This is a genomic window from Georgenia deserti, from assembly GCF_042680605.1.
Taxonomy (GTDB): domain Bacteria; phylum Actinomycetota; class Actinomycetes; order Actinomycetales; family Actinomycetaceae; genus Allobogoriella; species Allobogoriella deserti.
Genome location: NZ_JBHUEE010000009.1, coordinates 78,710 through 88,040 on the forward strand (window position 1 = coordinate 78,710; position 9,331 = coordinate 88,040).

At 72.5% G+C, this 9,331-nt stretch carries 9 protein-coding genes; 4 read left to right on the forward strand and 5 right to left on the reverse strand.

Features of this window, described 5'->3' with window-relative positions:
- Window positions 1-150: 150 nt before the first annotated feature.
- A complete protein-coding gene (lexA, locus tag ACFSE6_RS15865; protein WP_388009375.1) occupies window positions 151-846 on the forward strand; it encodes a transcriptional repressor LexA in 696 nt (231 codons plus the stop codon).
- A 4-nt stretch (window positions 847-850) separates the two neighbouring features.
- On the opposite strand, the gene ACFSE6_RS15870 is transcribed toward lexA, so the two are convergent.
- Genes ACFSE6_RS15870 through hflX form a run of 3 tightly spaced genes read right to left on the reverse strand, consistent with a single transcriptional unit; the run spans window position 851 to window position 5,492 of the window.
- Window positions 851-1,855, reverse strand: a complete 1,005-nt coding sequence (locus tag ACFSE6_RS15870) for an L-lactate dehydrogenase (protein ID WP_388009378.1) — start codon at window positions 1,853-1,855, stop codon at window positions 851-853.
- A 48-nt stretch (window positions 1,856-1,903) separates the two neighbouring features.
- A complete protein-coding gene (locus ACFSE6_RS15875; protein WP_388009381.1) occupies window positions 1,904-3,937 on the reverse strand; it encodes an ATP-dependent DNA helicase in 2,034 nt (677 codons plus the stop codon).
- A 1-nt stretch (window position 3,938) separates the two neighbouring features.
- Window positions 3,939-5,492 carry a GTPase HflX gene (gene hflX, locus ACFSE6_RS15880; RefSeq protein ID WP_388009384.1) on the reverse strand — a complete coding sequence of 518 codons (1,554 nt, stop codon included), beginning with the start codon at window positions 5,490-5,492 and terminating at the stop codon, window positions 3,939-3,941.
- Between the two features lie 100 nt (window positions 5,493-5,592).
- On the opposite strand from hflX, the gene ACFSE6_RS15885 reads away from it, so the two are divergent.
- The gene (locus ACFSE6_RS15885) at window positions 5,593-6,210 is read left to right on the forward strand and encodes a class I SAM-dependent methyltransferase (RefSeq protein WP_388009387.1); all 618 of its coding nucleotides are present in this window, start codon (window positions 5,593-5,595) and stop codon (window positions 6,208-6,210) included.
- Window positions 6,211-6,234: 24 nt separating this feature from the next.
- Here the strand turns inward: ACFSE6_RS15885 and dapF are convergent, their stop codons facing one another.
- Entirely contained in the window at window positions 6,235-7,158 is a 924-nt protein-coding gene (gene dapF, locus ACFSE6_RS15890) for a diaminopimelate epimerase (protein ID WP_388009390.1), read from the reverse strand.
- Window positions 7,155-8,123 (reverse strand): tRNA (adenosine(37)-N6)-dimethylallyltransferase MiaA, encoded by a 969-nt coding sequence (miaA, locus tag ACFSE6_RS15895; RefSeq protein WP_388009393.1) that lies wholly within the window; start codon window positions 8,121-8,123, stop codon window positions 7,155-7,157. Before miaA ends, dapF begins: the two co-directional genes overlap by 4 nt.
- A 64-nt stretch (window positions 8,124-8,187) precedes the next feature.
- Here miaA and ACFSE6_RS15900 point away from each other — a divergent pair, with 64 nt between their 5' ends.
- Both ACFSE6_RS15900 and ACFSE6_RS15905 read left to right on the forward strand, forming a co-directional pair.
- Window positions 8,188-8,703: a type III secretion system chaperone family protein gene (locus ACFSE6_RS15900; protein WP_388009396.1), complete on the forward strand. Its 516-nt coding sequence runs from the start codon at window positions 8,188-8,190 to the stop codon at window positions 8,701-8,703.
- Window positions 8,700-9,242, forward strand: a complete 543-nt coding sequence (locus tag ACFSE6_RS15905; protein ID WP_388009399.1) for a type III secretion system chaperone family protein — start codon at window positions 8,700-8,702, stop codon at window positions 9,240-9,242. The genes ACFSE6_RS15900 and ACFSE6_RS15905 overlap by 4 nt, the downstream gene beginning before the upstream one ends.
- Window positions 9,243-9,331: the final 89 nt, after the last annotated feature.

A 9,331-nucleotide genomic window follows, 5' to 3' on the forward strand; every position in this document is an offset into this window, starting at 1 on the left:
GTGACTCCATCGACACGCCGTCGAACAGCTGTTTGATATGTGTCACCGGTCCTCCTACGCTGATGCCCGACAGCAGATCACCGACCACTGACACGGCCACTCCCGGGCAATCGCACCGGAGGGCGACCGACCGACGAAGGGACCGCCGCCGTGAGCATCGAGAGGCAGCCGAACGCCAGCGGCGGGCCGTCCGAGCCCGAGGACCTCACCGAGCGGCAACGCCTGGTGCTGGCCACGATCCGCGACGCCGTCGCGACCCGCGGATACCCGCCGAGCATGCGCGAGATCGGTGAGGCGGTCGGCCTGACCAGTCCGTCCTCGGTCAAGCACCAGCTCGGAGCGCTGGAGCGTAAGGGGTACCTGCGTCGGGACCCGAACCGGCCCCGCGCCATGGAGGTGGTCCAGGACGGGACGGTCGTCAGCCTCGGCGAGGCCGCCGCTTCGCTCGCCGAGCAGGGCGGTGCTGCGCCGTCACCGACGTTCGTGCCGGTGGTCGGGCGCGTCGCGGCCGGCGGGCCGATCCTGGCCGAGCAGGAGGTCGAGGACGTCTTCGCACTCCCCCGTCAGCTCGTCGGCGACGGTGAGCTGTTCCTCCTGCGGGTGGTCGGCGCGTCCATGGTCGACGCCGCGATCTGCGACGGCGACTGGGTCGTCGTTCGCCGGCAGAACGTGGCCGAGAACGGCGAGATCGTGGCGGCGATGATCGACGGCGAGGCGACCGTCAAGACGTTCCAGCGCAAGGACGGTCACGTCTGGCTGTTACCGCAGAACCCGGACTTCGCTCCCATCCCCGGCGACCATGCCCAGGTGCTCGGGCGCGTGGTGACCGTGTTACGCAGCCTGTAGTTCGTCACAGCCCGAATCGGCGTGCCACCGCGCGGACCTGCTCCGCGCTTGCGCGCAGGCCTTCCAGCTCGTCGGCCGATACCTCCGGGACGAGCTGACGCCCCACGCCTCGCCACCCGACGACGCAGGGCACGGACAGGCAGACGTCGCCGATCCCGAGGTAGTCGTGCAACTCGGTCGAGACAGACAGGACGCGGTGCTCGTCGCGGAGCACGGCTTCGATGATGCGCGCGACCGCTACCCCCACGGCGAAGTTCGTCGCTCCCTTACCCGCGATGATCTGGTACGCGGAGGAGACGACGTCCCGGGCGATCGCCTCGCGGGCGGCGGCGTCGAGCACGTGGTCGGACCCGGATCGGCTGGCCCACTCCAGGAGCGGCACGGCACCGATCATGGCCGAGTGCCACAACGGGATCTCCGAGTCGCCGTGCTCGCCGACGATGTAGGCGTGGACGTTCTGAACCGCGACGCCGCACTCGCGGGCCACGAGGTACCGCAGGCGAGAGGTGTCCAGGACCGTTCCGGACCCGAAGAACCGGTGTGCGGGAATGCCGGAGATCCGCAGCCCGGCGTAGGTAACGACGTCGACCGGGTTGGCCACCATGATGTACGTGGCGTGCGGTGCCACCGCCACGAGGCGCGGCAGCAGGTCCCGCATGATGTCGATCGTCGCTCCGGCGAGATCGAGCCGCGACTGACCGGGCTTCTGCTTCGCACCCGCCGTGACGACGACGATGTCGGCGCCGGCGCAGACCTCGACCTCGGACGAGCCGCGCACGGTGCCCATCGGCGTGAACGCGATCCCGTGGGCGATGTCGAGTGCCTGGGCACGGACCTTGGCGTCGTCCTGGTCGAAGAGGGCCACCTCGCGCGCGGACCCGCGCAACGTGCAGGCGTAGGCCAGCGTGGAACCGACGGCCCCGGCACCGACGACAGCGACCTTGCTACGCCGGCCGTGTCCGGCGGGTGAGGTGGATACCGACTCGTCCTGTTCGACCGGCTCGTTCACGGCAGCTCCGAGACGTCGTGGCGCCGGCCGGACGCCGGCACCGTCAGCCTACGGCGCTCCCGCCGCCGCCCGCGAGGGCTGTGCCTCCTCCGCGGCGAGCCGGCGCAAGGCGGAGCGGGTGACCTCGCCGTCGTGGGTTCGCCACAACGGTGGCAGGGAGCGGGTGAGGAAGGTGCCGTACCGGGCGGTCGCCAACCGTGGGTCGAGGACCGCCACGACGCCCCGGTCCCGGGTGGTCCGCACCAGTCGGCCCGCTCCCTGGGCGAGCAGCAACGCGGCATGCGAAGCGGCGACCGACATGAACCCGTTACCACCGGCGGAGGCGACCGCCTCTGATCGGGCCGACCGGACCGGGTCGTCGGGTCGCGGGAACGGGATCCGGTCGATGATGACGAGCCGGCAGGTCGGGCCCGGCACGTCGACGCCCTGCCACAGGGACAGCGTGCCCATCAGGCTGGTCGGCTCGTCCGCCGCGAAAGCGTGCACCAGGGTCGGGAGCTGATCCTCGCCCTGGCAGAGCACCGGCGTCTCGAGCACGGCGCGGAGCCGCTCGGTCGCGGCCTCGGCGGCCCGCCGGGAGGAGAACAGGCCGAGGGTCGCGCCACCGGCGGCACGGACGAGGTCGACGATCTCGTCGAGGACCTCCTCGCTCGGCCCATCTCGCCCCGGTTGGGGAAGGCTGCGTGCGACGTAGAGGATCCCTTGTCGCGGGTAGTCGAACGGTGAGCCCACGTCGAGCCCCGTCCAGGTGCTGTCCTCGTCCAGGGTGAGGCCCAGCGACCGGGCCATCGGGTCGAACGAGCCGCCGAGCGCAAGGGTGGCCGAGGTCAGGACCGCGGTGCGGCCGGCCAGCAGTGTGGTGGCGACAGGTCCGGCCACGTCCAACGGGGCGATACGCAGCCGGGGCTGCTCCAGCCCTCCACGGGGGCGTTCGCACCACAGCACGTCCCGCCGCTGCTCGATAGCGTCGCCGAGCAGACGTTCGGCGACCTCGTGCAGCGCGAGCATCGCCGACCGTGCCGTGGCCAGTGCCCCCGCCTCGTCGCCGGGTGAACCGCCCTCCGGCTTCAGGGCCGTCATCGCGGCGCGCGTCCCGGCCTCCAGCAGCACCACCGCGTCCCGCAGTTCGGCGGGTAGTCCCGCCGGCAGGCGCCCGTCCGAGACGACCTCCAGACGGCTCCGGAGTGCGGCGGCCGCCGCCTCGAGGTTCTCGACGGCGGTCGGTTCGCCCGCCAGGTGGCTGCGGGCGAGCCTGGTCGTGCGCTCGACGATGCCGGCGCTGAGCTCATTCGTGGCCTGGCTGGTGACACGGTCGGCGAGATCGTGGGCCTCGTCGACCACCAGGACGTCGTGCTCGGGCAGGACGTGCGGCGAGCCGGATGCGGCGATCCCGAGCATGGCGTGGTTGGTCACCACCACGTCGGCCTCGTGCGCGGCGCGGCGCGCCGCCTCGGGGAAGCACTCCTCGAGCATGGGGCATCTGCCGCCGAGGCATTCGAGCTTGGTGACCGAGACCTGTCGCCAGGCCCGTTCGCTCACGCCGGGGACGAGGTCGTCACGGTCACCGGTGTCGGTCTCCTCCGCCCAGGCGCGCAGCCGCATCACCTCGTCCCCGAGGCTCCCGTGCCGCCCGGCGGCTGCGGGGTCCGCCGCGTCGGTGCCGGTGGCCGCCGAGACCTCGAAGAGTCCCGGTTCCTCGTCGGCCGGGTAACCACCGGCGACCTTGTGCTTGCACAGGTAGTTGTTCCAGCCCTTGAGCAGCGCGACGTCGGGGCGGGCACCGGTCCGGCCACGGACGGCCTCGGCGACGATCGGGGCGTCGTGAGTCAGGACCTGACGCTGCAGAGCCAGCGTCGCGGTCGAGATCACGGCCCGACGTCCTGTGGTCACCGCGTCCGTCAGGACCGGGACGAGGTAGGCCAGCGACTTCCCGGTACCCGTTCCGGCCTGCACGAGCAGATGGTTGTCCTCGCGCAACGCCTCGGCGACGGCACCGGCCATGCGTTGCTGGCCTTCTCGCGGCGCACCCCCCACCGCTTCGACGGCGTCGGCAAGGATGCCGCCGATGTCCTCGCCGGCCATCTCAGGACGCGGAGGGGGCGGAGGCGTGCCGGTCGACGTCCCGCAGCGCCGCGGCGAGCTCGGCGTCGACCCGGGCCCGCAGGTGCGTGCCGTCGTCGCCGAAGTGCTCGGCGACGACCTCACCGGACGAGTGCGCCCGGGAGACCAGGTCGCCGCGCGAGTACGGCACCACGACGTCGACCTCCTCGGCCGGCCGGGGCAGCATGTCCGCGACCCGGCGGGCCAGCTCCTCGACACCCGCGCCGGTCCGCGCGGAGACCGCGACGGCGTCCGGATAGCGGGTCCGCAGAGCCACCACGTCCTCAGCCGCCGCGAGGTCGGCCTTGTTGAGGACGATCAGCTCGGGGAGGTCCGTGCCGCCGGGCAGGTCGGCCACGACCCGGCGCACGGCCGTCACCTGGCCCTCCGGATCGGGATGAGAGGCGTCGACGACGTGCAGCAGCAGATCGGCGTCGGCCGCCTCCTCGAGGGTGGAGCGGAACGCCTCGACGAGCTCGGTGGGCAGGGAGCGGACGAAGCCGACGGTGTCGGCGAGTGTGTAGATGCGACCGTCGGGGGTCGACGCCCGGCGGACCGTGGGATCCAACGTGGCGAACAGGGCGTTCTCGACGAGGACGCCTGCACCGGTGAGCCGGTTGAGCAGCGAGGACTTGCCGGCGTTCGTGTACCCGACGATGGCGACGGACGGGATGCGGTGATGGCGTCGCGCGCCGCGCTTGGTGGTCCGGGCAGGCGCCATCTGCTGGATCTGGCGGCGCAGTCGCCCCATGCGGGTGCGGATGCGGCGGCGGTCCAGCTCGATCTTCGTCTCACCAGGTCCCCGGGAGCCGATGCCGGCGCCGCCCGCGACACGACCACCGGCCTGTCGCGACATCGACTCGCCCCAGCCGCGCAACCGCGGCAGGAGGTACTCGAGCTGGGCGAGCTCGACCTGCGCCTTGCCCTCCCGGGACTTCGCGTGCTGGGCGAAGATGTCGAGGATCAGCGCCGTACGGTCGATGACCTTGACCTGGACGATGTCCTCCAGGGCGCGGCGCTGGGACGGGCTGAGCTCGCCGTCGACGACGACGGTGTCGGCGCCGCTGGTGCGCACGACGTCGGCGAGTTCCCGTGCCTTGCCCGACCCGAGATAGGTTCCGGGATCCGGGGTGGCGCGACGCTGCAGCAACCCGTCGAGCACCTGCGAACCCGCTGTCTCGGCGAGGGCGGCGAGCTCGCGGAGGGAGACCTCGGCGTCCTCGCTGCTGCCAGCGCTCCAGAGACCCACGAGCACGACCCGCTCCAGGCGCAACTGCCGGTATTCGACCTCGGTGACGTCCTCGAGCTCGGTCGACAGTCCGCCCACGCGGCGCAGCGCCGCCCGCTCCTCGCGGTCGAACTGTTCGCCGTCGACCTCCGATCCGGCGGCGGCGCGCTCTTGCAACGCGGTCCCGTCGGTGGAGTTCAGTCCACCCGAGCGGGCGAGGATCCGCGCGACCACGTCCTCTGCGGCCTGGCGATCGGCCGGCGAGACGCCCCCGGGTTCGGTGGGCAGGTCGTGGTCCGTGCGTGCCATGGTGTCCTTTCGTCGGTCGATCCAGGATCCCACGTGCGATGGTGGCGCGCCATCTTCTTTGCCGTGGGCTGAAGGGGATCTGCCGGGTACGGTGACGGCCGTGACCGGCCAGCAGCACTACTTCTCCGACGAGCCTGTCTCCTCCGCCGAGACCCGGCCGTTGCAGGTTCGCCTGCGGGGGGCGGAGGTGACCGTGGAGGTGGCCAGGGGCGTGTTCGCCGCCGACCGGCTGGATGTGGGCACGCGCGTTCTGCTGGACGCCGTCGACGATCCGCCGCAGGCGGGGACACTGGTGGACCTGGGCTGCGGATGGGGGCCGGTGACCCTCGCCATGGCACAGGCGGCACCGTCCGCCTTCGTGGTGGCCGTGGACGTCAACCCGCGGGCCCGCGAGCTCACCGCCCGCAATGCCGCTGCGCTCGGCCTGGACAACGTCACTGTCCTGGCACCGCAGGACGCGCTCGCGCACCTGGACGAGACGGCGCCCGGCGGTGTCGACGAGATCTGGTCGAACCCCCCGATCCGGATCGGGAAGGGGCCGTTGCACGAGCTGCTGGCGCAGTGGCTGGGGCGGCTCGCGCCGTCGGGCCGCGCCGAGCTCGTGGTCCAGCGCAACCTCGGGGCGGACTCGCTGCACCGATGGCTGCAGTCCGAGGGATACGCGGTGGAGCGTCTCGCGAGCTCCAAGGGATACCGGGTGCTGACGGTGAGGCGGTGACGCCGGCCGGCACTGCCGGCATGCTCAGCCGCGCAGGGTGACGTCGGCCGTCAGTTCGGCGGGTCCGGTGAGATGGACGCGATCGCCCTCGACCTGAACGCGAACCTCGCCACCGGGCACCAGCACGCGCCAGGTGTCGGGCGAGCCGGCGCCACCCCAGATCCGAACCGCGAGCGCGGCCGCGCAGGTGCCGGTACCGCAGGAGCGGGTCTCACCGACGCCGCGTTCGAGCACGCGCATCCGCACGGCGCCGACGGTGTGTCCGCCGTCGACCTGCTCGCCGAGCGGGACGACGAGCTCGAGGTTCGTCCCGTCCGGCGGGACCGGCGTGTACCGAGGGGCATCGGCCGGGTCGTGGCTCAACCGGGCGGTGGCGAGCGCGGCCTCGTCGGGCAGAGCCACCACGGTGTGCGGGTTGGGCACGGCGAGGCTGAGGCCACCGCGCGGTCCGTCGATACCGGGAATCTCGACGACGACGTCGTGGCCGTCGCGCGCCGCCCCCTCCCCCGAGGGGAGCCACCACGTCCCCATGTCGACCGTGTACTGCTCGCCGACCCGGGTGACCCGCCGTGGGCCGCCGCGGGTCCCGACGACGATCGTTCCGCCGTCGGGCAGGTCCGCCAGCCCGGACTCACGCAGGTAGTGGACGAAGACGCGGACGCCGTTTCCGCACATCTCGGCGACCGAGCCGTCGGCGTTGCGGTAGTCCATGAACCATTCCGCCGCGGGATCGGCCGCGAGCGCAGCGCTACCGTCCGGCAGTGCGTCGGAGCGGACCACGCGGATGAGACCGTCGGCGCCGATCCCGGCGTGCCGGTCGCACGCGGTGGCGACCTCCGCGGCGCTCGGGTCGACAGCCCCGTCCGGGTCAGGGAGGAGGAGGAAGTCGTTCTCGGTGCCGTGGCCGGTCACCAGGGGCCGTCCGGTGAGGACACCGAAGGACGTCATGGCATTCCTTTCGTCGACTCCCCCAGGGTACGCAGCGCCGCCGTGAGGCTCGCGCGTGGGCCGGCCCCGTCCCCGCCGGGCAGCCACGTCACGCGCGGATCGCGCCGGAACCACTTCTCCTGACGGCGGGCGAGCTGGCGCGTGGCGCGCGCGATGGCGGTGATGCCTTCGGCCGCGGTGAGGCGCCCGGCGAGCACGTCGCGGGCCTGGGCGTAGCCGACAGCACGCGAGGCGGTGGTCCCCCTGTCGAGGCCGACGGCGAGGAGTCGCTCGGTCTCGTCGAGCAGTCCGCCCTCGACCATGCGCCGGGCGCGCTCGTCGATGCGGCGGTCCAGCTCATCGCGCGGCACGTCCAGGGCGAGCTGCACCGCAGGGACGGCGTAGACGTGCTCGGGAAGGGTCGCGGAGAACGGGCGTCCGGTGAGGGTGACAACCTCCAGCGCGCGGACGACGCGCCGGGTGTTGCGCGGGTCGATGCGTGCCGCGGCGTCGGGGTCAGCCGAGGCGAGTTCGGCGTGCAGCGCGTCCGGCCCGTCGGTCTCTGCGCGGCGGGTCAACTCGGCCCGGAGCTGTGGGTCGGTGCCGGGGAACTCGAGGCGGTCGAGGGCAGCCCGGATGTAGAGCGCGGAGCCGCCGACGAGGAGCGGAAGGCGGCCCCGCCGGCGGACGGCGTCGAGGTCGGCCCGGGCGTGGCGCTGGTAGGCGGCGACCGAGGCCTCTTCGGTGACTTCGAGGACGTCCAGCTGATGGTGCACGATGCCGCGCCGCTGCGCGTGGGGGACCTTCGCGGTGCCGATGTCCATGCCGCGGTAGAGCTGCATCGCGTCGGCGTTGACCACCTCGACCGCATCCGGTCCGCCGAGCGCCTCGGCGAGGTCGAGCGCGAGATCGGACTTGCCGGTGGCGGTCATCCCGACGATCGCGACGATCGGTCGTCCGTGCTGATCAGCCGTTCCCGCACCCATGCTGCAGACGGTATCCGGGTCCGGGGGTCGCGGGGCGAGGGGTGCGGACCGCTAGTCTCGAGACATGGCGCGGACCGGTGCGTTCGATGACGGCCGGGGTGACCCGACGGCGACCGACGCCGGGGCCGACCTCGACGCCGTCGGCCCGCTCACGCGTGCCCGCGTGGCGCAGACACTGCTCGACCTGGAGTATCCGCTGTTCCAGGACGCGAACGGCGATCTGGGTGTGCTGTGGTCCCAGGCGGTCTTCCACGTGTACCTGCTCGGCGAGGACGAGACCGTGCTGCAGGTGCGTGGGTCGTGGCACCGGCGCCTCGCCCTGGAGCGTCTCGCTGAGGTCCTCGCGCTGCTCGACACATGGAATCGCGAGCATCTCGGACCCAAGTGCTACGTGCGGGTGCTGGACGACGGCTTCCTGTCCGTGGTGGCGGAGAGCTCGACACCGCTGTCGATGGGGGTGACCGACCGTCAGCTCATGCGGCTGATCGAACGAGGCGTGGCGCAGGGGCTGCGGATCATGCGGGCACTCGAGGAGCGGTATCCGGACCCGGTCGCGCAGCCGCCACGGGAGATGCCGTGAGGTGGCGCCGGCGCCTGGACCGGCTGCGACGGCGGGTCCCCGAGGTGCGGGTCCGCATGCGGCCGGCGAACCGCGACGCCGGCCGGCCGGGTGTGCTGCTACGCCGTCGGGCCGAGAATGCCTCGCCGGTGACGCCGCGCCGGCTGCGGGAGATCGTCATGGCGCGCGGCTACCACGTGCGGGTGGAGGCGGACTCGTCGCTGACCGGACTGTGGGACGGGTATCCGTTCAAGCTGCGGCTGGTCGGTGAGAACCACAGCGACCTCAGCGTGCTCGGCACGTGGGGACGCACGGTGCCCGACGAGATGCACAGTGCGGTGGCCCAGGCGGTCAACGACTGGAACCGGGAGAAGATCTGGCCGACCGTGTTCACGATGTCGGACCCGTCCGGCACGACGGTGCGCACCGAGGTGCACGCGGATGTCGGCGCCGGAGCGACGGACCGTCAACTCATCGAGCTCGTCGAGGCCGGTCTGACGGCGGGTGTCCAGTTCTTCCAGGCCCTGGGCGGCTCGATGCCCCCGCTCGAGGAGCCCTGACGAGCACGCTGCGGTGACGGGCGAGGCACGAGCCGGTCACCGCGAGTGCGAGGAAGGGCGACCATCAGACACGAGCCCTGACGAGCACG